Origin of the sequence: Streptomyces sp. AC558_RSS880, assembly GCF_019049255.1 — a bacterium.
Classification (GTDB): domain Bacteria; phylum Actinomycetota; class Actinomycetes; order Streptomycetales; family Streptomycetaceae; genus Streptomyces.
In genome coordinates, this window is sequence record NZ_JAGMUJ010000023.1 from 24,158 (window position 1) to 50,047 (window position 25,890).

The window sequence follows — 25,890 nt, forward strand, 5'->3', positions numbered from 1 at the left end:
GGTCAATGAATGGGGCGCTCCCCCCGGAACGGGTCAGTTCGCGGGCTGCCGGTTGACCGGAACGCCTTGCGCGGTACGGAACTTGGGCTTCGGTTGTCCACAGGCGTCCCCACCCTCGGGAAGTTATCCACAGGTTGTGGGGAAGATCTGTGGACTTCGGAATCGACCGCTCCGAAACGCCTGATCAAAGCCGAGGATTCCCAGGACAAACCCCCTTCCTCCCCACTTTTGAGTGGAAAGTGATCACTCCAAAGGGTTGACCAAAGGAAAAGGGTGGACGAAGCATGATGTGCGGGACGATGAACGAGGTCATCCCCTGTGGAGCGATTTGTTGACTGGATGCCGCTTCGGTGTCGACTTGTCCCCAGGTGGAGAAGCGGACCTGTGGATAACTCCTGTGGACAACGAAAATCAGCAGTTAGGACCGGTCCCGTCCTCCCGGCCTCGTCAGAACCGCCCGTCCTGGCACCGCGCGACCCAGTCCGCCGCCCCCATGAACTCCTCGTCCGACGTCCCGGGAAGCAGGGGACGCACCTCCCCGGGCCGTACATCCGCACGCGGGTACGAGCCGAGGAAACGCACCTGCAGACAGATCCGCTTGAGCCCCATCAGCGCCTCGGCCATCCGGCGGTCCGAGATGTGCCCCTCGGCGTCGATGCAGAAGCAGTAGTTGCCGATACCGGCACCGGTCGGCCGGGACTGGAGCAGCATCAGGTTGATGCCGCGGGTGGCGAACTCACCCAGCAGGTCGCGCAGTGCGCCGGGGTGGTCGTCACGCTGCCACAGCACGACGGAGGTCTTGTCGGCGCCCGTGGGCGCGGCGGGCCGGGCGGGGCGGCCCACCAGCACGAACCGGGTCTGGGCGTTCTCCGCGTCGTGGATCTCCGTCTCCAGGGCCTCCAGGCCGTACCGGGCGGCGGCGAACTCACCGGCGAAGGCGGCGTCGTACCGGCCCTCCTGGACCAGTCGCGCACCGTCCGCGTTGGAGGCGGCCGATTCCCAGACGGCGTCCGGGAGGTGGGTCTTGAGCCAGTTGCGGACCTGCGGCTGGGCGGCCGGGTGGGCGGTGACCGTCTTGATGTCCGACAGCTTGGTGCCCGGACGGACGAGCAGCGCGAAGGTGATCGACAGCAGCACCTCGCGGTAGATCATCAGGGGGGTGCCCGCGACCAGTTCGTCGAGGGTGGTGGTGATGCCGCCCTCGACGGAGTTCTCGATGGGGACGAACGCGGCCTCGGCCTCGCCGGTGCGCACCGCGTCGAGCGCGGACTGCACGGACACGTACGGGATCAGCTCGCGGGTGGCCGCCTCGGGAAGCGTGCGCAGGGCGACTTCGGTGAAGGTGCCCTCTGGGCCGAGATACGCATAGCTCGCTGGCATGACCTCACCCTAATGGCCCCGGCCGACGGCAGTCCCGCAAAGCGCTCAGAGGGTGACACGGGACGGCTCTCATCCCTCCAGCAGCCGCTGCCCCACGTACTCTCCCTCCGCCGCGCCGCCCGGCACCGCGAACAGCCCGCTCGCCTCGTGGCGGACGAACGGGGTCAGGGCGTCGCCCCGGTCGAGCTTGCGCTGCACCGGCACGAAGCCGCGCAGCGGATCGGCCTGCCAGCAGATGAACAGCAGCCCCGCGTCCGGCACCCCGTCCGTGTCGATGCCGTCGTGGTACGAGAACGGGCGGCGGAGCATGGCGGCGCCGCCGTTCTGGTCGGGCCGGGTGATCCTGGCGTGGGCGTTGATGGGGACGACCAGGTCGCCCCGGGAATCCGTCTTCTCCAGGTCCATCTCGGACGTCTCGGTGCCCCCGGACAGTGGCGCTCCGTCGGACTTGCGGCGCCCGATGACGCTCTCCTGCTCCTTGACCGGCAGCTTCTCCCAGTCGTCCAGCAGCATGCGGATACGGCGTACGACGACGTAGGAGCCGTTCGCCATCCAGGTCGGCTCGCCCTTCTCGGGGACGAAGATCCGCTCGTCGAAGTCGGAGTCGGCGGGCTTGGGGTTGCGGGTGCCGTCGACCTGGCCCATCAGGTTGCGGGCGGTCATGGGGTGGGCGGTGGCGCCGGGTGAGCGGTTGAAGCCGTTCATCTGCCAGCGCACCCTGGCGGCCGAGCCCGCGTCCTTCTGGACGGCGCGCAGGGCGTGGAAGGCCACGAGGGCGTCGTCGGCGCCGATCTGCACCCACAGGTCGCCGTTGCTGCGGGTCTTGTCGAGGCGGTCGGAGGAGAAGTCGGGCAGCGGGTCCAGGGCGGCCGGGCGCTGCTTCTCCAGGCCGGTGCGCCCGAAGAAGCTGTGGCCGAAGCCGAAGGTGAGGGTCAGTGAGGAGGGGCCGGCGTCGCGGGCCACGCCGGTGTCGTCCTGCGCGCTGGGCTCGCCCGCCATCAGCCGGCGGGCGGTGTCCGACCAGCGGCGCAGCAGTGCGGCCGCCTCCTTGCGTCCGGCCCCGGGGGCGAGGTCGAAGGCGATGAGATGGCCGCGGGCCTGGAGCGGCTGGGTGATGCCGGGCTGATGTTTCACGTGAAACTCGACCCGGCTGTCGCCCACCGACGTCAGCGGGGTGACTCCGGCGGGTGCCGACGCGTATCCCACGGCCCCGCCCGCCGCTCCCAGTGCGAGTCCGGTGGCACCGGCCGTGCCGAGCAGCCGACGTCGGGAGAGGCCGTTCCCGGTGGTCCGGTCCCCGGGCTCCTCCTGGAGCGTCCTGGAGGTCCGGACCTGCGAAATGGACTGGTCAGCCATGGTGGTTCAGCCGATCTGCGCGTTCTTCGAGACGGTCACCTGGTCGATGTCGGAGGTCCGCACGGTCACCTCGATCTTCCAGTCGCCCGTCATGGGGATCTGTACTCCGCTCGCCGACCAGTGCCCGGTGGTGATGCGGTCGGGGACGACGGGCAGCGGCCCGATGTCCTTGGCGGAGAGGGTGAGGGCGACCTTCACCTCGGGGATGTCGACGGCCTGGCCGTCCGGGCCCTCCACATAGAGGTGCAGGTCGTTGTCGCCGACCCGGGCGGGGTCGAGATCGACCGTGACGACGCCCTTGCCGTTCTCGCCGCCGGTGTCGTAGGGCATGTTCAGCGTCACCGCGCCGGTGCCCTGACCGGTCGAGTCGGACGAGGACGAGGCGGAGGCGGCCGCCCGGGCCTCCTGCTCCGTACGTCCCGGCTCGGTCTGCGTCAGCACGGTGGTGACGGCGAGCAGGACGACGGCGATGCCCGCTTCGGCGAGTACGGAGCGGCGCAGTCCGAGGCGGTTGGGGTCGGCGTCGCGCAGCCGCTTCTGCCGGGCGCTCTCCATCGCGGCCCGCTGCCGGGCGAGCTGAGCGGCCCGGGCGTCGCCGCCCTTTTCGGCTCCGGTGGCTTTGCCCGCCCCGGCCGGCTGCTTCTCCTCCTCGGGCGCCGCCGGGGCCGGTGCCTCGGCCAGCCGTGCCGTCCAGCGCCGTGAGAGGGAGGCGACCGCGACCAGGACCACCACGAGCCCGATCTTGGCGAGCAGCAGCTGCCCGTAGCGGGTGTCGGTCAACGCCGACCAGGAGCCGAGCTGCCGCCAGCTCTGGTAGACGCCGGTGACGACGACCGTCACCACGCCGGCGAAGGCGAGCCGGGAGAAGCGCTGGACGGCGTCCCGGTCGACCGGGGTGTCGGCGGGTGCCCGGTAGAGGGCGACGAGCAGGGTGGTGAGTCCGCCGAGCCAGGCGGCGACGGCCAGCAGGTGGAGCACGTCGACGGGCATGGCGATGCCGGGCTGGAGTCCCTGGGAGGCGTGCTCGGACATGGCCCAGCTGGCGGCGAGTCCGGCCGCCACGACCGTCCCGCCGATCGCCAGCCCGAAGGTCAGGTCCCGCTTCTCCTCGTCCTCCCGTTTGTCATAGGCGCCGAACAGCACCGCGATGAACAGGGCCGCCGCGGCGAGCAGCAGCAGCCGGGACACCAGTGCCGCGCCGGTCTTCGTCTGGAGCACGTCCCCGAGCAGCGACAGGTCGAAGACGTCGCCGACCGCCCCGGAGGTGGTGTAGGAGCCGCGCAGGAGCAGCAGCGCGAGCGTGGCCGCGGTGAGCGTCAGCCAGCCGGAGACGACCAGCCGCTGCACCGCCCGCACCCCGGAACCGCGCCCCCAGCAGGCGAGCACGAAGGCGGCTCCGCCGGCCATGACGATGAAGCCGGCGTACGACACGTAGCGGCCGATGCCGTACAGCCGGCCGATCAGGCCGTCGTCGGAGGCCTGCGCGGAGACCGAGACGGAGGTCTCGGAGGGTGCGCCGATGGAGAAGGTGAAGGCTCCGGCGACGGGGTGGCTGTCCGCGGACACCACCTGGTAGGCCACGGTGTAGGTGCCGTCGGGCAGTCCGCCGAGCAGGCGCACGGTGTACGTCGTGCCGCTGGGGTTGGCCGGGTCGCCCTTGTCGACCCGTTCGCCCTTGGGGCCGAGGACGCGCACGGCGTCGTCGCTCACCGCGATCTGCTCGGAGAAGGTGAGCGAGACCTGGGCGGGCGCCGTGTCGACCACCGCCCCCTGCCCGGGGTCGCTGCCGGTCAGCGCGGCGTGCGCGGAGGCGGGAGCGGCTCCGGCGAGGAGCGCGCCGGTGACGGCCAGGAGCAGCAGCACCAGGATCCGCACGCGGGGGGCGATGGTCTGGGTCACAGGGGTGTCTCCCTCAGTGTCCGGTCTTCGGGGTGTAGGTGGCGGGCTTCACCGGGATCTCGACCGTGAGGGGGTCCGACTCGGCGAAGCGCAGCTCGACGGAGACCTTCTGGCCCTGTTTCGGCTTCCGCTTCAGCTGCTCGAACATCAGGTGGTTGCCGCCGCTCTCGAGCACCAGGCTGCCGTGGGCCGGGATGTCGAGGGACTCGACCTCCCGCATGGCCCCGTCGACGGTCTCGTGCACGGTGACCTGGCCGGCGACGTCGCTGCTGACCGAGGTCAGCCGGTCCGCGGAGTCGCCCTCGTTGGTGATGGTGAGGAAGCCGGCGGCCATGTCGGAGACCGGCTGCGGCATGTACGCGGAGCCGACGGACAGCTCCGCCGGGCCGCCGTCCGAGCCGCCGCAGCCCGTCAGGGCCAGTGCCCCGGCGACGATCAGGGCCGCGGCTGCCGGGCGCCTCACGGGTTCTCGCCCTTGATGATCTTGGGGAGGTCCTTGGTGTAGTCCTCGACGGTGGCGTCCTCGCCGTAGAGGACGTAACCGCCGTCGGTCTTCGGGGAGAAGGCGATGACCTGGGTGCCGTGGTCGGAGACGGTCTTGCCGTTGTCGTCCTTGCGCGGCGGGTCGATCGAGATGCCGAGGGTGCGGGCACCGGCCTGGATGGTGTCGAAGTCGCCGGTCAGGCCGACGACCTGGGAGTCGATGCCCTTGAGCCACGTGCCCAGTGCGGCGGAGGTGTCACGTTCCGGGTCGGTGGTGACGAACACGATCCGCAGCTCGTCCTGCTGTTCCCGGGGCAGCTGCTTCTTGGCCACGGCGAGGTTGTTCATCGTCAGCGGGCAGACGTCGGGGCAGTGCGTGTAGCCGAAGTAGATCAGCGTGGGTTTGCCCGCGGTCTGCTCGCGGAGGTCGTACTCCTTGCCCCGGGTGTCGGTGAGGACGAGGTCGGGCTTCTCGAACGGATTGTCGAGGACGGTGGCCGCCTTCTGGGCGTCGGCTTCCTCGGACACCACGGCGACGGGCTTGCCGCTGTCGCCGGATCCGCTGCCGCAGGCGGACAGGGTGAGGGAGGCGACGGCGAACAGGGCCGCGGCCGCGAAGGTCTTCTTGCGCATGAATGGTCCTGAGAGGTGAGTGCTCCGGCGCGCACCGGGAGGCCACGGGGCCGTGGGCGACCCGGTGCGCGCCGTTGAGAAGGGGGAGGGATCAGGCGGTGGTGCGCCGGCGGCCGGCGAGTACGCCGTAGGCGACGCCCGCGGCGCCGACCACGATGCCGACGACGCCCAGGACGCGGGCGGTGGTGTCGCTGCCGCCGGAGTCGCCCTCGTCGTCGGAGGCGGAGGTCTCGGCGGAGGCGTTCTCGGCCGCCGCGGTGTCGCCGGAGGCCTCGTCGTCGGCCGCTGCACCGTGCGAGTGGCCGTCCTCGGAGGCCTCGGACAGGGTGAGCACGGGAGCGGGGTGCTCGGGTTCCTCCTGGCCCTTCTGCGGCACCTCGATCCAGCGGACGACCTCCTTGTTGGAGTACGTCTGCAGGGCCTTGAAGACGAGTTCGTCGGCGTCCTCGGGCAGCGTGCCGACGGAGACCGGGAACTTCTGGAAGAAGCCGGGCTCGATGCCGTCGCCCTTGGCGGTCCAGGTGACCTTGGAGACCGCCTCGTTGATCTTCTCGCCGTGCATCTCGAGCGGCTTGTCCAGCTTGGACTTGGTGACCTCGACGTCCCAGCCCTCGACCGGCTGCGGCATCACGGACGCCAGCGGGTGGTCCGTGGGGAAGGTGATCTCGAGCTTGGTGGTCGAGGCGTTGTCCCGCTCGTTGGGGACCTTGAAGCCGACGACCGCGTAGCCGCCCTTCGCGGCCTCACCCTCCGGCTGCACGCTGACGTGCGCGAAGCAGGGGGTGGACACGGCGAGGACGGCGGCACCGGCGACGGCACCGGCGGCGGCGATACGGGAAGCCTTCATGGCAGAAGCACTCCGCTTCGGTTGGGGTTTCACTGACGGTGAGGGATGTGCCGTGCGTACGGCCGGACGGGCCTTTCGGGCAGGACGGCCGGGCGCACACGGGAAACGGCCGCACGCGCGTGCCGCACGCCGGCGCCCCTCTCCTCGGCCGAAGACCCGGAGTGGTGGTCGCCTCGCGTCAGGCGGCGAGGGCGAGTGCGGTGACGGAGGCCGGCGGGCCCCGGCGGATCACCGTGTGGTGCAGCCCGGCGGAACGGGGCGGGAGCGGGGCGAGCAGCGCGGTGCACACCATGCGCGAGGCCCCGTCCGGTACTCCCGGGAGCCCTGCGCGCAGGGCACGCACCAGGGCGAGCGCCGCGCGGAGGGACCGTACGAGGGCGCCTTCGGCGACACCGTGCGCCGACAGTTCGGTCAGCCGCAGCAGGGCCAGGTCACCGCGGCGCAGCAGCCATCCCGCGGCCAGCGCCGCGAGGACGTGGCCGAGCAGCATCGGCAGCGACGGCAGCAGGGACGCCGGGGTGTCCGCGGCGGCCTCCGCGTGGGCGGCGGTCCCGGTGTGGTGGACCCGCGCTTCGATGAGGACGCGCTCGGCCTGCGCGGGGCTGAGCCCCGCCGCGGCGGTCCCGCACAACAGCCGCGCGGCCCGCTCGATCAGCGCGGCGTCGGAGAGCGCGGACGACGGACCCGTGGCGGGTGCGCCGTGCTGCCCCAGGCCGAACAGTGTGTGCAGGGCCGTCTGGCCGCACGCCAGCAGCATCGCGATACCCGGCAGCGACCTGGCGCGTCCGGCGAGCGGCGCGGCGACCGCGAGGACCCCGAGGAAGCCCGCGCCCAGCGTCCACAGCGGTACGGCGGCGCAGGAGGCGAGCGTGTGGCCTGCCCCGGCCAGCACGACGCAGACCGCGGCGAACACCGCGGCCCGCAGGATCCGGAGCCCTCGTCCGGAGCGCGTCGTGCGCGGGTGGGGGGCAGACATGGCGCGCTCATCATCGCACCAGCCCACCGGTCGCCGTACGGCAGGTCCGCAAGATGAGGTACGACCGGAAGACCACATCTGCCACGGCACGCCCCACATACACCGATCGGCCGCACGGCACACCCGCCATATGGGCGGTGTCACGTCAACTCCACGCTTACGAGCGAGAACTCAGGGCAATAGGTAACGGTATGTCGAGCCGCAGCCAGGAGGCTGGAGCATGAGCATCTGGTGGTCACTCCATCTGCGGCGTGATGCCGCCAGTGTGCCGCTCGCCCGGCGCCTGCTGCTCGGCACCATGGAGACCGCGGGTGTCGACCCCGACATCTCCTACGACCTCTCCGTCGCCCTCAGCGAGGCCTGCGCGAACGCGGTCGAGCACGGCGGGGGCACCGCGCGGGGCGACACCTCGGAGGCGTTCCGGGTGACGGCCTACCTCGACGGCGAGAAGTGCCGCATCGAGGTCGCCGACGCGGGCCCCGGCTTCCCCGGCGCGACCGGGGACCGCTCCCGCCCGCCGGCCCGTCCCGCGCCGTCCGACGCCGAGCACGGACGGGGCCTGTGTCTCATCCAGGAGCTCGCCGATCACGTCCACATCGGCAACAAGCCGGGTCGGGGCGGCACGGTGGTGAGCTTCGACAAGGTCCTCAAGTGGAGGAAGGACGCGCTGCTGGTGGCGGTGTAGCGACAAGCGGGAGGGTCCTTCCCGGAATTCCGGGAAGGACCCTCGGCCGTTCCTGCGGGTGCCGCGCCCGTCAGTTCCCGGCGTTCGCCCGGCGGCGACGCCACCAGACGAGTGCGCCACCGGTCGCCACCGCGGCGGCGGCGAGGCCGGCGAGCAGGCCGACCGGGGTGTTGTTCCCGGTGTCGGCGAGGCCGCCGTCAGGGTCCTTCGGCGCGGGGGTGGCGGGAGGGGAGTCGCTGCCCGTCGGCTCCGGAGCCGACGGCGTCGGCGTCGGCGTCGGATCCGGCTTCCCCGTACCGCTCGGTGTCGGTGTGGGGGTCGGTGTCGGTGTGGGGCTGCCGCCCTCGGAGTGCCCGGCGCTGTTGCCGCCGAACATCAGGTAGCCCTCCTTGTGCGGGTCGTCCGCGATCGTGTCGACCGCGAAGCCGACCGTGCGGGGCTTGTAGCGCTGCTCGGTGCGGAAGCGCAGCTCGTCCATGTTGCGCTTGGGCTGCTTGGAGAAGTCGACCCCGCCCACGGTGTACACGTAGACGTCCTCACCGTTGGTCCACTCGTACTTGAAGGTGCCCTCGGTGAACGCCTTGTAGTACCGGTCCCAGACCTGCTTGCCGGTCCAGTCCTGATGGGGGGCGCGCAGCGGCCAGCGGCTCACGTCGTCGCTGTTGATGATCTCGCGGTACTCGGCGGGCATGTCGGCGGCGTTCTGCCGGACCCATTCGGCGGCGACGCGGGCGGTGTAGACGCGGCGCAGGTCGGCGTAGTAGTCGCCGTTGTTGACCTGCTCCTCGACCAGGGGGGTGATGTAGCGGTCGAGAACGCGGTCGGACTGCTGCTTCTCCGCCTCGGAGAGATCACAGCCCTCACCGCCGGGCGGCTGCGTGGTGGTCTCCTGCGGCACCGTCGACAGCTTCAGCGGGGTGTCGAGGATGTGGATGCCGCCGTTCTGCTCGCGCACGACGGCGGTCTCCGGCTCGATCCAGTAGCGGAACCCGGCCCAGCAGGGGAAACCGTTGCGCTGGGGCAGCGCGTTCATGAAGTCGCGGCCCGCGTCGGTCTTGGGGTCCATCGCCTTGAAGATGTCGTGCTTCAGCTCGAGGTCGGCTTCCAGCAGCACCCGGCCGGCGTCGGTTTTGCCGAAATCGGCGTCGATGATGCGGTCGGGCTCGTCCGGGTTCAGATTGACCCAGAACGTGGACGGGTCGAGGGCGAGCCAGGTGAAGAACGCGTCGGAGATCAGGTCGCCCTTCTCCCGGCCGCCCCACCCGGCCGCGTACTCGTCGTCCACCGACTTGGCGGCGAACGCGTAGTCCAGGCCCTTGCCGTCCTCGTCCTTGCCGATGTAGCGCAGGTCGAGGGTGGTGAAGTCGATGCCCCCGAGGCCACGGTTCATCAGCGAGCGCTGTCCGGTCCTGCCCAGCCGGTCGAGCTGCTCCTTGAGTGTCTGCGGGTTCGGCGGGGACTGCCTGATCACCTCGTTCCCGGAGCCGCGGGACCCGGTGGAGGTGCCGTTGCCGGGCGACATCGTCGTGCTGTTCGCGCGGTACGGGCCGTTCTCGGTGCCCTTCGGCGGCACGCCCCTGTGGTGGGACTGGTAGTTGTAGGAGCGGACCCGGTCCCGGCCGAGTGCGTCCTTGCCCGCGGTCCCCTTCAGCTCCTTCATGAAGTTCTTCGCGTCGCGGGTCTGGTTCTCGGCGAACACGTAGGTGTACTTGTACGACCGCCATCCCTTGTGCTTGGCCCAGGCCCGGTCCGCGGGCTTCTCGCGGCCGTCGGGGCTGCCGTTGGACTTGACCTCGACGATCTCCCGGGTGCGCTTGTTGAAGGCGTCCAGGCGGCGCACATGGCGTTCGCCGGTGTCGGGGTCCGTGAAGTAGAACTCCTTCTCGCAGATCCAGTCGGGACCCGTCAGGCCCATCTCCCGCACGACTTTGGCCATGAACGCCTTGCCGCGGGCGTCGAAGCCCTGGTTGGGGATGTAGACCTTCGTCAGGTAGTCGTTGAAGTTCGTCCACCGCTTCTGCGCGTTGAACCGGGCGTAGATGCGCTTCGGGTCGTCGTGGTCGTACTGCTTGTAGTCGGTGCCCGCTGCCTCCAGCTCGGCCCGGGTGGGGTTGAGGCCGTCGAACTGGAGGCCCGGGTTGGTGTAGTCGTAGGTGTCCCACCGGTCCACCGCGCGGGAGGCGTCTCCCTGCGGCAGCCGGCCGGTGGGAACGTCCTTGACCCCGTACGTCTCGTCACACCGCTTGCCGGGCTTCAGGCGCGGCGGCTTCGGCGCGGCCTCGGCGGTGTCGAGGGAGGGCAGTCCGGTGACGGCCATGACGGCGGCGCAGGCGAGCGCGATCACGCCTCGACCCAGCCCTCGCCACGGGCGTGTGCGTATGGGTGGTTTCACGTGTGTACGTTTCCCGGGGAACCCACAGGTCCGTGTGGTGCCCTGTGCGGCGCCGGGCCCCCGATGCTCATGTGGCGCCGCACAAGTCGCCGCCACACTAGGACCTCGGTTCACTGAAGTGACGGGGTTTCCGGAAGTTAAACTGTGTCAATTCCGTGCAGATGACTGCTCATTGATGACCGGTCGGAGGCTAGGCTTGGCTTCTGTGAGCGATGAAGCCTGGGGCGGGGAAGACGAGCACGCGATCGCCGAGCGCATCGACAGGGCGCACGCCGACAACCCGCGTCTGACGGCGTGGCTGGCCGAGCAGCGGGACCGCTTCGACGAGTGGGAGCGGCGGCACGGCGGCGGCTGGGACTTCTCCGAACGCTCCCTCGACCGGCTCGAGGCCCTCGTCCGTGAACACTTCACCGGCGTGGACGACCTGCTGGCCCGCGAACACACGCCCCTGGCACAGGTGGCCTGCTGGTACCTCGGCGAGGTCCACAACCGGCACCGCGGCACCCAGTGGCGGATGGACCCCGACCCCGCCGTCACCCACCCGTGGTCCGAGCGCCCGTACGTGATCGTCCCGTTCGAGGAGATCGGAAATTACCGGGACGAGGAAGGCATCGACTACGACGCCCGCCCCCAGCACGCCCCCCTGTCCAGCCTCATGAACATCCTGCGCGGCCCCGTCGGCCGCCCCGCCGGCCGCCCCGCTCCGTCGCTGCGCGCCGAGCTCGACGACTACGGACCGAACGCCTGACGGCCGGCTGCCGCGGCCGGCGGAACGGACGGGCCGGGTCCCCCGCTCCACGGACCGGCCCGGTCCTTCGCCGGCCGCCCCGCTCCGTCCGCTCCATCGCGGCACGGAGAGGGCCGGGCACACGCGGGTGCCCGGCCCTCTCCATGCGATACGTCAGCCCTTCAGGCCCGCCATCCACGCCTCGACCTCGTCCGACCGCCGGGGCAACCCTTCGGACAGGTTCCGGTTGCCGTCCGCGGTGACGAGGATGTCGTCCTCGATGCGGACGCCGATGCCCCGGTACTCCTCGGGCACGGTCAGGTCGTCGGCCTGGAAGTACAGACCCGGCTCGACGGTGAGCACCATGCCGGGCTCCAGCGTGCCGTCGACGTACGTCTCGGTCCGCGCGGCGGCGCAGTCGTGGACGTCCATGCCGAGCATGTGACCGGTGCCGTGCAGCGTCCAGCGGCGCTGCAGGCCCAGCTCCAGCACCCGCTCCACCGGGCCCTCGACCAGGCCCCACTCGACGAGCCGCTCGGCCAGCACGCGCTGGGCGGCGTCGTGGAAGTCCCGGTACTTGGCGCCGGGCTTCACCGCCGCGATACCGGCCTCCTGGGCGTCGTACACGGCGTCGTAGATCTTCTTCTGCAGTTCGCTGTACGTGCCGTTGATCGGCAGCGTGCGCGTGACGTCGGCCGTGTAGTACGTGTGCGTCTCCACGCCCGCGTCGAGCAGCAGCAGGTCACCGGAGCGGACCGGGCCGTCGTTGCGCACCCAGTGCAGCGTGCAGGCGTGCGGTCCGGCGGCGCAGATGGAGCCGTAGCCGACGTCGTTGCCCTCCACGCGGGCGCGCAGGAAGAACGTTCCCTCGATGTAGCGCTCGCTGGTGGCCTCGGCCTTGTCGAGGACCTTCACGACGTCCTCGAAGCCGCGCACGGTGGAGTCGACGGCCTTCTGCAGCTCGCCGATCTCGAAGTCGTCCTTGACCAGCCGCATCTCGGAGAGGAAGACGCGCAGCTCCTCGTCGCGCTCGGCGGTGACCTTGTCGGTCAGCGCCGCCTCGATCCCGGCGTCGTACCCGCGCACCACCCGCACCGGGCCGGTGGCCTCGCGCAGCGCGCCGGCCAGCTCGCGGACGTCGGAGGCGGGGATGCCGTACCGCTTCTCGGCCTCGGTGAGGGAGTGCCGGCGGCCGACCCACAGCTCGCCCTGGCCGTCCAGCCAGAACTCGCCGTTCTCCCGGTTGGAGCGGGGCAGGAGGTAGATCGTCTCCTGGTGGCCGTCGGCCGTGGGCTCCAGGACGAGGACGCCGTCCTCCGTCTGGTTGCCGGTGAGGTACGCGTACTCGACCGACGCGCGGAAGGAGTACTCCGTGTCGTTCGACCGCGTCCTCAGGTTGCCCGCGGGGACGACCAGACGCTCACCCGGGAAACGGGCGGACAGCGCCGCGCGGCGGGCCGCCGCCTCGGCGGCCTGGGGGATCGGCCGCAGATCACGCAGCTCGGTGTCGGCCCAGCCGCTCTTCATGTTCTCGGCCAGCTCGTCGGACACGCCCGGGTACAGGCCGTTCTTGCGCTGCTTGACGGGCTCTTCCTCGGCGGTCTCCGGGGTCTCCGGCAGCTCCTCGGCCACGGTCATCCTCCTTGATACGGCACTGGACCACCCCCCATCGTACGGTCGGGCGGAAACGGCCGAATGGGGCACGGACCTGTGACGGAGAGGGGGGACGGGGAGGCTACTCGAACCGCACCGCCAGCAGCACCACGTCTTCCCCGGAGTCCGCCGTGCCCGCGCTCTCCGGCAGCACCACGCGCAGGACGTGGTCGGCGACGGCACCGGGGTCGCGGCGCAGGGCCCTCGGCACGCTCGCCGCCGCCGCGTGCAGCCGAGCGAAGGCGCGGTCGGTCGGGTCGCCGGTGCGGTGCAGCAGCCCGTCGGTGTAGAGCAGCACCGTCTCCCCCGGCTCCGCCTGGACCTCCACGCTCGGCGCCTCCCAGCAGGCGAGCATGCCCAGGGGGGCGGAGACCGACGTCTCGACGAACTCCGTGCGGCGCTCGCCGAGCAGCAGCGGCGGACTGTGCCCGGCGCCGGCCAGCGTGATCCGCCGCAGCGCGGGTTCGCAGTAGCCGAACAGGGCGGTGGCCGACCGGGCCGGTTCGGTGAGCCGGAGCAGCAGCTCCAGGTCGGACAGGACGGCGACCGGATCCTCGCCCTCCATCACGGCGTACGCGCGCAGCGACGCCCGCAGCCGGCCCATCGCCGCGACCGCTCCGGCCCCCGACCCGGTGACGGACCCGACGGCGAGACCGAGGGCCGCGTCCGGGAGCGGCAGCGCGTCGTACCAGTCGCCGCCCCCGCGCGGGGAGGTGCGGTGCCGCGCGGCGAGCCGGACGCCGGCGACCCGGGGGAGACGGGAGGGCAGCAGTTCCTCGGCCATCGTGGCCATGCACGCGCGTGTGCGCTCGAGCTCGAGGAGCCGGGCCAGGTGCTCGGCGGCGTGGCGGGCGTACAGGCCGACGAGGTGGCGCTGCCGCTCCGACGGCTCGGCGGGCTCGTCGTAGAGCCACGCCGCGGCGCCCAGGCGCCCGGCGGCCCCGGTGGTGAGGGGGAGGGCGAAGCTGGCGGCGTAACCGAGGCGGGCGGCGACCTCGCGGTGCCGGGGGTCGAGCCCCTTCTCGGCGAACAGGTCGGGTTCGGCGATGCCGTCGTCGACGTCGGGCAGTCCGTCGAGGATCCTGCCGTACGGCAGTGAGCCGCGCGGCACCGTCTCCATGTGGCCGAGATCCGCGCGGCCCAGTCCCAGGCCGATGGTGGTGGCCGGACCGAAGCCGTCGGCGGGTTCCAGGGCGACGAGACCGCGCCGCGCGCCCACCAGGGCGGCTCCCGCGCGCAGCAGTTCCTGGAGCGCTTCGTCGAGCGTGCTCGCGCGGACCAGGCGTTCGGTGAGTTCGTGGAGGGTCGTGAGGTCGGAGACCCAGCCGGCGAGGCGGTCCTGGAGCAGCGCGCCCGGCGCGTTGTGGGGGTTTGCCGGGGAAGGCGGGGAGGTACCCGCGGTGACGGACGCGACAGTGTGTGCGGGTGAGGGAACCGGTGAATTGATTCCGGCCACTTTCGGAGGGTGCGGGGCGTTCATGGCGTCCGGCTTTCCGACCGGTACGTACTGCTCAAAAGCATCGCAAACCCCCATGTCATTCTGCGTCGCCGGCAGTGTCTCCACATGTACACGTACTCGTGAGGAGATGTCCAGCATTGTCCTGCTGGGATTACTGGTGTCCGTGGGACTGGAGAGAACTCCCCGCAGACCCCTTGCCGAAATATGAAGTTGGCTTGAAACTGCCTCAGGGGGAGGCTTATTGCGGTCGACTGGCCTTGCTCGACGGAGCGTCACAACGGTCGTGATGGGTACGTACTCGGTGAAGACCAGGGACGGTGGGCAACCGCTCGGGAACCTGGCGACGGACCCGGGCGTCTTAACCACCGACGACCGTGCCCCATCCTCCCGTGGCGGAGGCGGAGAGAACCACGCGCGACGGCAAACGCCAGACTTCGCCACCCTCACGCCACGCCCGTACTTCTGATAGACGCAGTACGGGTGGAACGGCCGCGGAGGCAGCCCATGCTCGGCCCATAGGGGTTCCCCCTGCCCGGCGCGGGGGTGTGATGCGCCCATAGGTACGCACAGTGAAGTGATCTACACATGACGTGATCTGGACCACGGTGTTGCCAGGCGTGCAACGGAAAGGAACGAGCGCTCATGCGCGAGATCCTCGGAAGGCGACGCAGGCTCCTGTCCCGGCGTGGCGACGGAGGGCCCGATCTGATCGGCGCGGCCCTGACCTTCGCCGCGGACTGGCAGTGGCCCGTACTCCCGGGTGTGGCGGCGGACCCGCAGAACCGGTCCCGCTGCGCCTGCCCCGACCCCGAGTGCACGGTGCCGGGTGCCCACCCGTTCGACCCCGGCCTCCTCGCCGCCACCACCGACGCGCGCATGGTGCGCTGGTGGTGGGGGAACCGGCCGACGGCTCCGGTCATCCTCGCCACCGGGGGAGGCAAGGCCCCCTGCGCGGTGTCCCTGCCCGCCCTGCCGGCCGCCCGCGCCCTCGCCGCGCTCGACCGCCGGGGCATGCGGCTCGGCCCGGTCGTCGCCTCACCGGCCCGCTGGTCGATCCTGGTGAAGCCGTACTCCATGGAGCAGCTGGGCGAGCTGCTGTACGCCAAGGACTTCGTCCCCGGCTCCCTCCGCTTCCACGGCGAGGGCGGCTACATCGCGCTGCCCCCGTCCGGGACCGCGCAGGGCGAGATCCGCTGGGAGCGCGCGCCGATGCCCGGCTCGGCCTCGCCGTGGGTGCCCGATGTCGAGGCGGTGGTGGACGCCGTGGTCGACGCCCTCACCCGTAGGGGTGTGAGCGCGCCCGAGATGTAGCGGGTGCGCGTACGGCACCCCGGCCGGGGCGTGGTCTTCCCCGCCGGGCCGGGGTGTCCGCTTGTCCCGTGGGCGCGGACCCACTGCCGCCGTGCCACCGGCGAGGCCTGGAGCCGTGCGCGGCCGCATACGGCCCGGCGACGGACGCACCGCGCCGGGACGGACTGTCACCGCGCGGGACGCCGGGCCGGCGCGGCCGGTGCCGTAGAAGAACCGCAGCCGCTGAACTCCGGGAGCAACTCCCCGGTGACGACTGGCGGTTGGCGGATGGCCGCGTTCCGTGAGCGGTGGCCGGCACGCAAAGACCCGGTTGCTGGCGACGGGGGATGCACCAGCAACCGGGCTATGGGAACGGTAACAAGAGATCGGCGGTTCGCAAATTCGATCTCGGCTTTTCCGGTCACCGACTGGCTTGGCCGTGCCGGGAGTTGCGCATGGGGCCAATGGGGCGCGACTGGGCGGTCCCGCCGGCCGGGCGGCCGACGGAACCAAGGGTGTGGCCGCGTCTCAGCTCAGCGTGACCTGGCGGTTCGTCAGGCCGGCGCGTGCGCGGCGCTCGTCGGCGGTCAGCGGCGCGTCCGTGGCCAGCGCGGCGGCGAGCCGCTCGGCGAACTCGGCCGCCGGCTTCTCCACGTCCTCGGCACCGACCCCGCTGGGCAGGTCCCAGACCGGCACGGTGAGCCCGTGAGCGCGGAAGGAGCCCACGAGACGGGTGCCCTCACCGAGGGAGGATCCTCCCGCCGCGTGCAGCCGTGCGAGAGCGTCCAGAAGTTGCTCCTCGGGATGCGGCATGACCCACCGCAGATGGTTCTTCTCGGGCGTCTCGCACCAGTACGCGGCGTCCACGCCCGACAGCTTGACCGTCGGGACGGCTGCGGCGTTGGCCCGCTCCAGGGAGGCGGTGACGTCCGGCGTGGCGTTCTCCGAGTCCGGGACCCAGAACTCGAACCCGCTGTGCACGACCGGCTCGAAAGCGCCCTCGGGGTCGAGCAGATCCTGCAGCCGGGGGCCGTCGGCGGGGGCGCGCCGGGACTGCACCGGCGTGCCCGGGTCGGCGCCGAGCGCGCGCTGCAGGGTGTCGGCGAGGTCGCGGCTGATGTCGCCGGAGGAGGTGTCGTTCTGCAGGCCGAGCAGGACCGAGCCGTCGTCGCGGCGCAGGGCCGGCCAGGCCATCGGCAGCACCGTGGCCAGCGTGACCGACGGGACGCCCTCGGGCAGGCCGTCCTTGAGCGTCAGTTCGACGGTGGCGGCCGGCACCAGCTCACGCAGCGCCACCCAGTCGCACTCGCCCGGCAGGCCCTCGAACGGGCGGTGCACCAGCTCGGTCACCGCGTGCGCGGCGGCACGGCCGTGGCAGGCCTTGTAACGGCGGCCGCTGCCGCACGGGCAGGGCTCGCGGGCGCCGACGACCGGGATCTGCCCGTCCGTGAGCTGCGGGCGCTTGGCCTTCGTCTGGGGTCGCTTCTTGGCCATCGTGGGTGTCTCCCGGTTACGGCTCGTCTCGTACGGGCGCGAGCCTAGCCTTTCACGCCACAACTGACGGGAACCTGTGGACAACGTGCCGCCCCGTGGACACCGCGGGCGGACCCGGGACCGGAGCGGTGCCGCTTCCACCGCCCCGCGGCCGGGGCCGCCCCTCGTCCGGGGCCGCCCCTCGTCCGGGGCCGCCCCGCGGCCGGGACCGCCCTCAGTCCAGGTCGTCGAAGACGTCCGCGAAGTCCAGCCCGGGCATGCGGGAGACCGCGGGAGCCGTCACCCGCGCGGCGAAGTCCTCGCGCCGGTGCCCGGCTCCGGCGTCCGGGTCGTACACGTCGTCGTGGACGACGACCCACACCGTGACCTCGCCCGGCACCTCGTCGCGTACGCCCCAGTCGTCGGCCAACGCGGTGATGATGTTGAGCCCCCGGCCGCCGTGTGCCGTGACCGACGGGGTGGCCGGCGCCGGACGGGTCGGACCACCGCCGTCCGTGACCTCCACGACGAGCCGTCCGCACGGGTCCACCCGCCAGGCGGCGCGTACGTCCCCGTCCCCGGCCAGGGCGTCGCCGAGAGGCCGGCCGTGCTTGCACGCATTGCTCAGCAGTTCGGAAAGGATCAGTACGGCATCGTCGATGACCGGGTCCGCCACCCCGCCGTCGCGCAGCTGCGCGCGCATACGGCGCCTCGCCTTCCCCACGCCCGCAGGGCCATGGGGCACGGCCATGCTCGACGACGTGGGCACCTCCTGTGCCACCACCAACGCCACCCCCGAGACCTCCTTCGCCCCACGCCACGGTGTGGATGCCCCATGGGCCCGAACCGGAAACCGGCCGATCCGTGAGCGGTGACGCACTCCAAGCGATCGAACACGCACCGAACGCGCCGGAGCACTCCCTGTAGCCGTGTGGCTGGATTTCGTCGCTGTGGCCGAGATGTGAGGATGCGCCCGGGTCGGGCACGGGGTCAAGACTCGTGCGTGCTGCTTCTGGGGCTGGTGGGGTCGGTGGGACGGGTGGTTCGCCCCGTGGTCAGCGGCCGAGCTGATCGAGCACCGCGCGGGGGCGGTTGGTGATGATGGCGTCCACGCCGAGACGCACACAGAGGTCCACGTCCTCCGGCTCGTTCACGGTCCACACGTGCACCTGGTGCCCGGACTGCTTCAGGCGCTCGACGTACGCGGGGTGGCTGCGCACGATGCGGATCGAGGGCCCCGCGATCCGCACGCCGGTGGGCAGCCTCCCGTCGCGCAGCCGCGGCGAGACGAACTGCGTCAGGTAGACCGTGGGCAGTGTCGGCGAGGCGGCGCGCACGCGGTGCAGCGACCGCGCGGAGAAACTCATCACGCGCACCGGGGAGTCCTCGGCGGCGGCGGGCGCGTCGAGGCCGAACCGCTTGAGCAGGAGCAGCAGCCGTTCCTCCACCTGTCCCGCCCACCGCGTGGGGTGCTTGGTCTCGATCGCCAGCTCGACCCGGCGCCCGGCGTCGGAGACCAGCTCCAGCAGCCGCTCCAGGGTGAGGACGGAGGTGGCCTCCCGGTCCTCCGGGCGGTGTTCCCAGTCGGGCTCCTCGGCGCGCGGTCCCCCGAAGGCGTCGCGGCTCTTCCAGGAGCCGAAGTCCAGGGCGGCCAGATCGGAGAGCTCGAGCGCCGACACCGCACCGCGGCCGTTGGACGTACGGTTGACGCGACGGTCGTGAACGCACACAAGATGGCCGTCGGCGGTCAGGCGCACATCACATTCGAGCGCGTCCGCACCGTCCTCGATCGCTTTGCGGTACGCGGCCAGGGTGTGCTCGGGAGCGTCCTCGGAGGCCCCGCGGTGCGCGACGACTTGGGTCAGGTGCTGCCGTGCGTGGGTCACCGCGTCATGGTGCCACCGTGCACGGGTAGGCGGGTGCCCGGAGTGGCGTGAACGGTGTCGCCGTTCGGTCGAAGGCATCGAGTGGCGCGCCTTACGTGAGTAATGCCCTATATAAAGAATGGCCCCGGACCCACAGGAACGGCTTATCGTGCCCTGACGGCCCGTGGGAAAGGCTGACGTCATACAAAGAGACATGCACAGCTGCATCGCGCCGGACTCGTGGACGGGCGTGAACGAGCGTGACCGAGTGCGACCGACAACAACAGCCGTGGATCGAGGAGAGAAGCTGTGAGCACCGAGAACGAGGGCACCGCGGTACCCCCGGCCCCGTCCGCACCGCCGCCCGCGCCGGTGGATGCTCCCGCTGCTTCGGCGTACCAGGGGCACCCGGTCCCGGGAGCGGCTCCGGATCCGGCCCCGTCCGCACCGCCGCAGGCACCCGCACAGAACGCGGACCAGGGATACGGCTCCGGCCCCCAGGGCCCGATGGGCGAGACCGGCTGGGGCCCGCACGGCGCCCACGGAGGCCAGGACCCCACTGCCTCCCCCTCCGCCCCCGACGCCTCCTGGCCCCCGCCCCCTCCGCCGTCCACCCCGTCGTACGGCGACGGCGGTGCCGGGCACGGTTCGGGCGGCTGGGGCTCCCCCTCCCCGCAGCCGGCGCCGAAGAGCGGCGGCGGGCGCGGCCGTATGCTCGCCGCGGTCCTGGTGGCCGCGCTGGTCGCGGGCGGCGCGGGCGGCGGTCTCGGCTACACGCTGGCCAAGGAGAACGACAGCAACGGCTCGACGACCGTCTCGGCGTCCACCAGCGGCGGCAACGTGAAGCGCGACCCGGGCACGGTCGCCGCCGTGGCCGCCAAGGCGCTGCCGAGCACGGTCACCATCGAGGCCGAGAGCAGCAGCGGCGAGGGCGGCACCGGCACCGGCTTCGTCTTCGACAAGCAGGGCCACATCGTCACCAACAACCACGTCGTGGCGGAGGCCGTCGACGGTGGCAAGGTGACGGCGACCTTCCCGAACGGCAAGAAGTACGACGCCGAGGTGGTCGGCCACGCGCAGGGCTACGACGTCGCGGTCATCAAGCTGAACAGCGCTCCCTCGGACCTGAACCCCCTTCCCCTGGGCAACTCCGACGAGGTGGCCGTCGGTGACTCGACCATCGCCATCGGCGCGCCCTTCGGCCTGTCCAACACGGTGACCACGGGCATCATCAGCGCGAAGAACCGCCCGGTGGCCTCCAGCGACGGCAGCGGCAGCCAGGCCTCCTACATGAGCGCCCTGCAGACCGACGCGTCCATCAACCCGGGCAACTCCGGCGGCCCGCTGCTCGACGCGCAGGGCAACGTGATCGGCATCAACTCCGCGATCCAGTCCACCAGCAACGGCGGCTTCGGCACGGGACAGGCCGGCTCGATCGGCCTGGGCTTCGCCATCCCGATCAACCAGGCCAAGTACGTCGCCCAGGAACTGATCAAGACGGGCAAGCCGGTGTACGCCAAGATCGGCGCGTCGGTCTCCCTGGAGGACGCCACGGGCGGCGCGAAGATCACCGAGCAGGGTGCGGGCGGCTCCGAGCCCGTCGACCCCGGCGGCCCCGCCGACAAGGCCGGCCTGCAGCCCGGCGACGTCATCACCAAGCTCGACGACCGGGTCATCGACTCCGGCCCCACCCTGATCGGCGAGATCTGGACCCACAAGCCGGGCGACGAGGTCACGATCACCTACGAGCGCGACGGCAAGGAGCGCACCACGGAACTCACCCTGGGCTCCCGCGTGGGCGACAGCTGACCTCACTCCCGGACCCCGGAACCGTTACCCTTGTCCCCGCGCCGCCGATCACCGGCAGGCGCGGGGAGGCGTGCCCGAGCGGCCGAAGGGAACGGTCTTGAAAACCGTCGTGGCAGCGATGTCACCGTGGGTTCAAATCCCACCGCCTCCGCGCGACGAGCAGTGAGAACGGCCCCTGACCTGGGTAGTTGGTCGGGGGCCGTCGGCGTGTTCACGTTCCGCGATTGCCCGGTGGTCCCCGGGGCTTCCCACTCGACCGGGCACGAGAGGGGCACGTTTGCGTCGGGCTAGCCGCAGCGCAGGGCCACTGTCAGAGTCTCTTGCTAGCTTGCTCATCAGAAGCCGGTCAGAGAACCCTTGAGGTCCGCGGTTAAGGGGGGTGGGCACAAAGGTCCCCGGGTTCGCCTCGGGACTGTGAGCTTAAGGCCGTGGCATCCACCCCCCTCTTCGGCCTTGCACGCAGCCTCGACCCACCACCGTCCCCAGCTCCCATCCCGTCCGCCGTCGACCCACACACCGTGGAGCGGGCGTGGTTCAGGGCGTCCAGGTGGAGCGCGCCACTGTACGAACGACCTGGACGCCAGGGGCCGCGTCTGCTCGGCTCTGCCTGGGTCGGCGAGCCCGCGGTCGGCGACGGCGCCCCCTCCATCCCGGTGCCGGCCGATCCCCTGCCGGAGGCATTGCCTTGACCGTCACCGCGCTATGCGGGCTCTACCCTCGGGCCGTTGCTTCGCTGCGGACCCATGGGCCGGCCCCGGTGCCGAAGGCGCAGAGGGGCCGAGCCCAAGGGGCCAGCCCGCGCCTCGCGCGGGCCCTTGATGAGGTAGAGAAACCTGTAACAGCTCTCGCTCTTACCCGGTCAAGCCGAAGGCGCGTCAGTGGTCAGGAGTCGGCTCGTGAATCCGGCTTGGTACAGGCGCTCGTACGCCTCAGCCACGTCGGCGGGTACCGGTTGGCTGATCATGAATCCCTGCTCGGGGTAGATCATCAGTCGCTGAAGCGCACCGACCAGCATGTCGATCACCAGGCGGGCGTCGCCGATGGAGTCGACGTACTCATCGAGCGTCATCGGAGTGGAAGCGCTGACGATCTCGACTTCGGGCCAGAGCTTGCGTGCGGTGGCATACGCTCGCCGCTCCTCGTAGGGCTTGCTGATCAGGAGCACCGAGGACACCTCGATGCCGGCCTCTTCCAACACCTCGCGTGAGAAGCGGATGTTCTCGCCCGTGTTGCGGGCGCGTGGCTCCACGAGAACGGCCGTGCTGGGGACACCAAGCTCTAGTGCCCGTTCTTGGTAGTGGACGGCTTCACCGCGGGGCATGCGTTCCCGTGTCGTGGGGCTGGTGGCGCCGGTGAACAGGAGCAGGGGGGGCCATGCCGCGCTTGTACAGGTCCACTGCGGTGTCGGCCACGCCCAGGTCGTGGCTGCCAAGTCCGATGGCGACCGAGCACGGCCGGGGTGAGTGGCCCATCTGGTGGTAGTCCCACACGCGCCGGGCGTCTGCCCAATCTTGTGTCGAGATCACTGCTGACCTTCCCTGTCCTTCGCCGAGTCGGGCACCTTGAAGTCGTACTCCCACGCGAAGCGCGATGCCGCGTGTACCCCGATGGCGAACTCCACGACGGTGCCGTCGGCGGTGTAGGTCGTCCGGTGCAGCTCGACGACCGGTTCGCCCGGCGGTAGCTGGAGCTGCTTCACCTCGTCCGGGGTGGCGGCACGGGCGAACAGTCGCTCCCTCATGTGATCGATCTCGTGAACCGTCGTGGCAGCGATGTCGCCGTGGGTTCGGATCCCACCGCCTCCGCGCAGGTCGTAGACGTCGCAGGGCGGAAGGGGCGCTCCTCGTGGAGGGGCGCCCCTTCCGCCGTTCTCCGCGGCGTGACGCGGTCTGTCGTACGGGCCGTCCGCGGGTCAGGAGCGTTCGCGTGCGGCCGGGTTGTTCAGGCAGAGGGCGATGTTGCGGACCGCGGCGGTGAGTTCCTCGATCACCCGGGCCGCCTGTTCGGCGTTGTGGAAGGACGGGCCACCCGCCAGCGCCAGGTCCAGTTCCTGCGCGGACCGGAGGGCCGGTTCGAGGCCCTCGGCGGAAGGGGAGGCGGGCGCGGACGCCTCGGCCGCGGCGGCGGGCGCGCTCGTACCGGTCGCGGGAAGAGGTTCCGGCACCGTCGGGTCCGTCGCGGGTGTGCTGGAGAGCGCGGGTGCCGGCTCGGGCACGGCCGGTGGTGCCGACGGACCGGGCGGCGGAGTGGCGGTCCCCGGATCCCCCCGGCGTCCGTCGAACGGGGCGGGGAGGATGCCGAAGTCACCGGTCACGGAGGCGCATTCCTCCTCTCCCGGACGCGACGGCACGGTCGGCACGGCAGGCACGGGACGCGGGTCCTGGGAGGTCCGCCGGTCGTGCGGGGGGACGTCCGGCGCATGGCGCGTCCGGGGGAGCACGAAGTGCTCGAAGCCCGGGAACGAGGGGGTGGCGGAGTGCGTGGAGGAGCGCGGGCTGTACTCGGCCTGCCACTGCATGCGGTAGCGGTCGACCTGGTCGGCGCAGGCGGTGCGGGCGTGGAAGACGGCCGTGTCCTCCCCCAGGTCCGGGTACCAGAGGTTCGGGCCCGGGAAGCGCACGGTCCGCACCCGCGGCCTGATCGGCTCGGCGCACCCCATGCAGCAGCCCTCCGGCACCATGAGCGGGATGCCACCGTCCTGCTCCGGCCAGCGGGGGCCGCCCTCCCAGCGGTACTCCCCGTGGTGGCAGGGCGGCAGCTCGCCGCAGGCGCGGCAGACGGCATAGTGCTCGGGGAGGACCCGCCAGTCGTGGCTGGCGGGGGCGCACCAGTGCTTCGGCGTGGAACGGGGCAGGTTCTCGTTGCGCAGCACCAGCACCACCGGGCGCTTGTAGAACTCGGACCGCTCGGGGGCCGGTTTGACCGCCTGGTTGTTGGCCCGCCGCAGTTCGTTGGCGTGCCACCACAGTTCCACGTGGTCGCGCCACGCCTTCTCATAGGAGTCCGGCCACCAGTCGTTCGGGTAGCCGTTGATCTCCAGGATTCGCCACCCCTGCCGGTCCAGTACCACGATGGAGCCGGCCCGCAGCCGCATGTGCGTTCCGTTGTCCCCCTCGTCCGGCCAGTCGTGACGGCCGATACGAGTGGGCTGGTCTGGGAGCCACCTGCGAACCTGCATGTCATGCTCCTCGGCAATGAAACTTCATAGTTTCAACTGGGGCAGTGAGCAACATTCTGGACAATCAGGGCGTTTGGGGTGCTGTAGACACGCGCACGCTGCTGACAGCAGATGATCGAAAGTGCCTTCCGCGGCACCGTTTTCTTTCGCGCAATCCCCTGTCACCAGGCTTTTTCGCATCTGGAGCGGCCACCGCACCCGGTTCCCGCGGAGCTCGGGACAGCGGCTTCGTACCCCCGCGACGGGATCCGACACTCACCCGTACGTGTGATGACGCTCGGGATGCCGCCACTCCGTACGTGTGCATCACCTCGCGAGGCCGTCACCTCGCGCGCCCGGGGTGGTCCGGACGGCAGCCCTCAGAGCTCTTCGTCCTCGGCCAGCCGTTCCCAGGGCAGGTCCCGCAGCGAGGGCTCCGCGTCGCAGCCGGACGGTACGTGCGGGGAGGGCTGGAACCAGACGACGGTGAGGCGGGAGCGGTACAGGGAGCGGTCCCGGGCCGGGTCGAGCGCCTCGGACCGGAAGCTGCCGACGCATGTCACCGCGGGCAGCACCTCCACGGGGCCGAAGGCACCCGCGTACTGGTCGGGGTACTCGCGCGGGGGCGGGACCAGGTGGACCGGAGCGCCGGGGAAGGCGCGCTCGGCGGACCGGAGCAGCCAGTCGATCTTCCGGTCGTTGAGGGGCTTGCACGGATAGCCCTCGAGCAGCCCGCCGTACGTCGACGACATCCGCAGCTCGGAGAGGGCGACCGAACGGCCGGAATCGAGGAGGACATGGGCGAGTGACATGGTCGGCACTTTAGGGCGGTGGTGCATCGAGGTCTTTCGGTTTTCGTGGGGGAGGGGGCGCGGGCGACGGGTGGGGTGGTCAGGGCCGGTGCCCCGTCATCCGCGCCGCCGACGCGATCGTCGCGCGGGCTTCGCGTTCGGACAGGCCGGTGGTGAGGGCCGCGCCGACCAGGGGGTCCACCAGGGCCGGGCCGATTCCGTCCTCGTAGGCACGGCAGGCCGCCCAGAACAGGCGGGTGTTGCGCTGGCCCTCGTGCGCCGCGAGCACGAACTGGACGAGCCCCTGACCGTGCCCGCCGGCCGACGGGGGCGTCGGGTGGTGCGCGCGGGGCGGCGGGAGGAGCAGGCGCAGGAGGGCGGGCGGACAGGCCGCCGGGGCCAGGCGCGCGGTGCCCGGAGCGGTGGTGTACGGGCCGTGGTCGGTGCGGGAACCGGGGCCGACGAGATAACCGCCGGCGCCCCGGATGTCGATGCCGGGGGCCAGGCGGCCCGCGGAGTTGGGGACGACGACGTCCGGCGGGCCGCTCAGCCACAGGTGGCGGCCGCCGCTCGGGGTCAGGACGATCACCGTGGCGGGGATCGTGAACAGATGGCGACGGGCCAGTTCGCGCAGGGCGGTGAACGGGTCCGTACCGGTCTTGGTGTCCAGGTCGACGCCGATGAGGTGGTGCGGGGGCAGTCCGCAGGCGATGCCGTAACCGGTGGCGCGGGGCGCGGCGGCGAACAGTTCGCGGATGCGGGCGGGGTCGGTGGAGGCGTCGTGGACACCGTGGCCGAAACGGCCGCACTCGCCGCGGCAGGGCGGACCCGCCGGCTCCGGGGTGTCGCGGTGCGGGGAGCGCAGGGCCGGGAGTTTCGTCCGGGACAGGGGGATGACGGCCAGTCCGCGTTCGGCGGCTGACAGGGCGTGCGCGAGGGCCAGCGTCGTGGCCTGCCGGTCGGTGGTGGCCATGCCTCCATGCTCGTACACATGTTCGAAGAAGGGAAGGGGGTG

20 protein-coding genes, 1 tRNA gene and 2 pseudogenes are annotated in these 25,890 nt (G+C 71.5%); 5 read left to right on the top strand and 18 right to left on the bottom strand.

Going from position 1 to position 25,890, the window contains the following annotated elements:
• Window positions 1-447: 447 nt before the first annotated feature.
• The 7 genes from pheA to KUM38_RS09020 all read right to left on the bottom strand — a co-directional run bounded on the left by pheA (window position 448) and on the right by KUM38_RS09020 (window position 7,574).
• Window positions 448-1,380: a prephenate dehydratase gene (gene pheA / locus KUM38_RS08990; protein WP_217128771.1), complete on the bottom strand. Its 933-nt coding sequence runs from the start codon at window positions 1,378-1,380 to the stop codon at window positions 448-450.
• A 69-nt stretch (window positions 1,381-1,449) separates the two neighbouring features.
• On the bottom strand, window positions 1,450-2,736 hold the full coding sequence (gene efeB / locus KUM38_RS08995) for an iron uptake transporter deferrochelatase/peroxidase subunit (RefSeq protein WP_217128772.1): 1,287 nt from the start codon (window positions 2,734-2,736) through the stop codon (window positions 1,450-1,452).
• Window positions 2,737-2,742: 6 nt separating this feature from the next.
• Window positions 2,743-4,635, bottom strand: coding sequence for a copper resistance protein CopC (locus KUM38_RS09000; RefSeq protein WP_217128773.1), 1,893 nt, complete (start codon window positions 4,633-4,635; stop codon window positions 2,743-2,745).
• A 13-nt stretch (window positions 4,636-4,648) separates the two neighbouring features.
• Window positions 4,649-5,098 carry a copper chaperone PCu(A)C gene (locus KUM38_RS09005; RefSeq protein ID WP_217128774.1) on the bottom strand — a complete coding sequence of 150 codons (450 nt, stop codon included), beginning with the start codon at window positions 5,096-5,098 and terminating at the stop codon, window positions 4,649-4,651.
• The gene (locus KUM38_RS09010; RefSeq protein ID WP_217128775.1) at window positions 5,095-5,751 is read right to left on the bottom strand and encodes an SCO family protein; all 657 of its coding nucleotides are present in this window, start codon (window positions 5,749-5,751) and stop codon (window positions 5,095-5,097) included. The genes KUM38_RS09005 and KUM38_RS09010 overlap by 4 nt, the downstream gene beginning before the upstream one ends.
• A 91-nt stretch (window positions 5,752-5,842) precedes the next feature.
• Window positions 5,843-6,598, bottom strand: a complete 756-nt coding sequence (locus tag KUM38_RS09015; RefSeq protein WP_217128776.1) for a YcnI family protein — start codon at window positions 6,596-6,598, stop codon at window positions 5,843-5,845.
• A gap of 178 nt (window positions 6,599-6,776) precedes the next feature.
• Window positions 6,777-7,574 (bottom strand): hypothetical protein, encoded by a 798-nt coding sequence (locus KUM38_RS09020; protein WP_217128777.1) that lies wholly within the window; start codon window positions 7,572-7,574, stop codon window positions 6,777-6,779.
• 220 nt (window positions 7,575-7,794) lie between these two features.
• Here KUM38_RS09020 and KUM38_RS09025 point away from each other — a divergent pair, with 220 nt between their 5' ends.
• On the top strand, window positions 7,795-8,259 hold the full coding sequence (locus KUM38_RS09025; RefSeq protein WP_217128778.1) for an ATP-binding protein: 465 nt from the start codon (window positions 7,795-7,797) through the stop codon (window positions 8,257-8,259).
• A gap of 70 nt (window positions 8,260-8,329) precedes the next feature.
• Here KUM38_RS09025 and KUM38_RS42845 read toward each other — a convergent pair whose 3' ends face one another.
• On the bottom strand, window positions 8,330-10,603 hold the full coding sequence (locus tag KUM38_RS42845; protein WP_217128779.1) for an LPXTG cell wall anchor domain-containing protein: 2,274 nt from the start codon (window positions 10,601-10,603) through the stop codon (window positions 8,330-8,332).
• 253 nt (window positions 10,604-10,856) lie between these two features.
• Here KUM38_RS42845 and KUM38_RS09035 point away from each other — a divergent pair, with 253 nt between their 5' ends.
• Window positions 10,857-11,399 carry a hypothetical protein gene (locus tag KUM38_RS09035; RefSeq protein WP_308408931.1) on the top strand — a complete coding sequence of 181 codons (543 nt, stop codon included), beginning with the start codon at window positions 10,857-10,859 and terminating at the stop codon, window positions 11,397-11,399.
• 153 nt (window positions 11,400-11,552) lie between these two features.
• On the opposite strand, the gene KUM38_RS09040 is transcribed toward KUM38_RS09035, so the two are convergent.
• Together KUM38_RS09040 and KUM38_RS09045 are read right to left on the bottom strand one after the other, a co-directional pair.
• The gene (locus KUM38_RS09040; RefSeq protein WP_217128781.1) at window positions 11,553-13,010 is read right to left on the bottom strand and encodes an aminopeptidase P family protein; all 1,458 of its coding nucleotides are present in this window, start codon (window positions 13,008-13,010) and stop codon (window positions 11,553-11,555) included.
• A 103-nt stretch (window positions 13,011-13,113) separates the two neighbouring features.
• Window positions 13,114-14,628 (bottom strand): PP2C family protein-serine/threonine phosphatase, encoded by a 1,515-nt coding sequence (locus KUM38_RS09045; protein WP_217128782.1) that lies wholly within the window; start codon window positions 14,626-14,628, stop codon window positions 13,114-13,116.
• A gap of 504 nt (window positions 14,629-15,132) precedes the next feature.
• Here KUM38_RS09045 and KUM38_RS09050 point away from each other — a divergent pair.
• Window positions 15,133-15,801 carry a bifunctional DNA primase/polymerase gene (locus tag KUM38_RS09050; RefSeq protein WP_217128783.1) on the top strand — a complete coding sequence of 223 codons (669 nt, stop codon included), beginning with the start codon at window positions 15,133-15,135 and terminating at the stop codon, window positions 15,799-15,801.
• A gap of 507 nt (window positions 15,802-16,308) precedes the next feature.
• Here the strand turns inward: KUM38_RS09050 and KUM38_RS09055 are convergent.
• The 3 genes from KUM38_RS09055 to KUM38_RS09065 all read right to left on the bottom strand — a co-directional run bounded on the left by KUM38_RS09055 (window position 16,309) and on the right by KUM38_RS09065 (window position 19,139).
• Window positions 16,309-17,274, bottom strand: a complete 966-nt coding sequence (locus KUM38_RS09055) for a DUF5926 family protein (RefSeq protein WP_217128784.1) — start codon at window positions 17,272-17,274, stop codon at window positions 16,309-16,311.
• A 214-nt stretch (window positions 17,275-17,488) separates the two neighbouring features.
• Entirely contained in the window at window positions 17,489-18,133 is a 645-nt protein-coding gene (locus KUM38_RS09060; protein ID WP_217128785.1) for an ATP-binding protein, read from the bottom strand.
• A 175-nt stretch (window positions 18,134-18,308) separates the two neighbouring features.
• Complete coding sequence (locus tag KUM38_RS09065; protein ID WP_217128786.1) at window positions 18,309-19,139, bottom strand: glycerophosphodiester phosphodiesterase; 831 nt, start codon at window positions 19,137-19,139, stop codon at window positions 18,309-18,311.
• Window positions 19,140-19,427: 288 nt separating this feature from the next.
• On the opposite strand from KUM38_RS09065, the gene KUM38_RS09070 reads away from it, so the two are divergent.
• Entirely contained in the window at window positions 19,428-20,927 is a 1,500-nt protein-coding gene (locus KUM38_RS09070) for a S1C family serine protease (protein ID WP_217128787.1), read from the top strand.
• Window positions 20,928-20,991: 64 nt separating this feature from the next.
• Window positions 20,992-21,078: transfer RNA gene (locus KUM38_RS09075), tRNA-Ser, on the top strand.
• A 708-nt stretch (window positions 21,079-21,786) separates the two neighbouring features.
• Here KUM38_RS09075 and KUM38_RS09080 read toward each other — a convergent pair.
• The 5 genes and pseudogenes from KUM38_RS09080 to KUM38_RS09100 all read right to left on the bottom strand — a co-directional run bounded on the left by KUM38_RS09080 (window position 21,787) and on the right by KUM38_RS09100 (window position 25,848).
• Window positions 21,787-22,453 (bottom strand): annotated as a pseudogene (locus tag KUM38_RS09080) (YdcF family protein).
• A pseudogene (locus KUM38_RS43540) lies at window positions 22,450-22,824 on the bottom strand (UTRA domain-containing protein); the annotation flags it as partial. The pseudogenes KUM38_RS43540 and KUM38_RS09080, both read right to left, overlap by 4 nt.
• A 15-nt stretch (window positions 22,825-22,839) precedes the next feature.
• Window positions 22,840-24,105 (bottom strand): hypothetical protein, encoded by a 1,266-nt coding sequence (locus KUM38_RS09090; RefSeq protein ID WP_217128788.1) that lies wholly within the window; start codon window positions 24,103-24,105, stop codon window positions 22,840-22,842.
• A gap of 359 nt (window positions 24,106-24,464) precedes the next feature.
• Entirely contained in the window at window positions 24,465-24,896 is a 432-nt protein-coding gene (locus KUM38_RS09095; RefSeq protein ID WP_217128789.1) for a hypothetical protein, read from the bottom strand.
• 79 nt (window positions 24,897-24,975) lie between these two features.
• Window positions 24,976-25,848, bottom strand: a complete 873-nt coding sequence (locus tag KUM38_RS09100; protein WP_217128790.1) for a bifunctional DNA primase/polymerase — start codon at window positions 25,846-25,848, stop codon at window positions 24,976-24,978.
• Between the last annotated feature and the right edge of the window lie 42 nt (window positions 25,849-25,890).

Excerpts from the sequence above, each read along its gene's own strand:
- pheA (WP_217128771.1), bottom strand. The coding sequence starts at position 1,380 with ATGCCAGCGAGCTATGCGTATCTCGGCCCAGAGGGCACCTTCACCGAA.
- efeB (WP_217128772.1), bottom strand. The coding sequence starts at position 2,736 with ATGGCTGACCAGTCCATTTCGCAGGTCCGGACCTCCAGGACGCTCCAG.
- KUM38_RS09010 (WP_217128775.1), bottom strand. The coding sequence starts at position 5,751 with ATGCGCAAGAAGACCTTCGCGGCCGCGGCCCTGTTCGCCGTCGCCTCC.
- KUM38_RS09015 (WP_217128776.1), bottom strand. The coding sequence starts at position 6,598 with ATGAAGGCTTCCCGTATCGCCGCCGCCGGTGCCGTCGCCGGTGCCGCC.
- KUM38_RS09020 (WP_217128777.1), bottom strand. The coding sequence starts at position 7,574 with ATGTCTGCCCCCCACCCGCGCACGACGCGCTCCGGACGAGGGCTCCGG.
- KUM38_RS09025 (WP_217128778.1), top strand. The coding sequence starts at position 7,795 with ATGAGCATCTGGTGGTCACTCCATCTGCGGCGTGATGCCGCCAGTGTG.
- KUM38_RS09045 (WP_217128782.1), bottom strand. The coding sequence starts at position 14,628 with ATGCTGGACATCTCCTCACGAGTACGTGTACATGTGGAGACACTGCCG.
- KUM38_RS09050 (WP_217128783.1), top strand. The coding sequence starts at position 15,133 with ATGCGCGAGATCCTCGGAAGGCGACGCAGGCTCCTGTCCCGGCGTGGC.
- KUM38_RS09055 (WP_217128784.1), bottom strand. The coding sequence starts at position 17,274 with ATGGCCAAGAAGCGACCCCAGACGAAGGCCAAGCGCCCGCAGCTCACG.
- KUM38_RS09090 (WP_217128788.1), bottom strand. The coding sequence starts at position 24,105 with ATGCAGGTTCGCAGGTGGCTCCCAGACCAGCCCACTCGTATCGGCCGT.
- KUM38_RS09095 (WP_217128789.1), bottom strand. The coding sequence starts at position 24,896 with ATGTCACTCGCCCATGTCCTCCTCGATTCCGGCCGTTCGGTCGCCCTC.
- KUM38_RS09100 (WP_217128790.1), bottom strand. The coding sequence starts at position 25,848 with ATGGCCACCACCGACCGGCAGGCCACGACGCTGGCCCTCGCGCACGCC.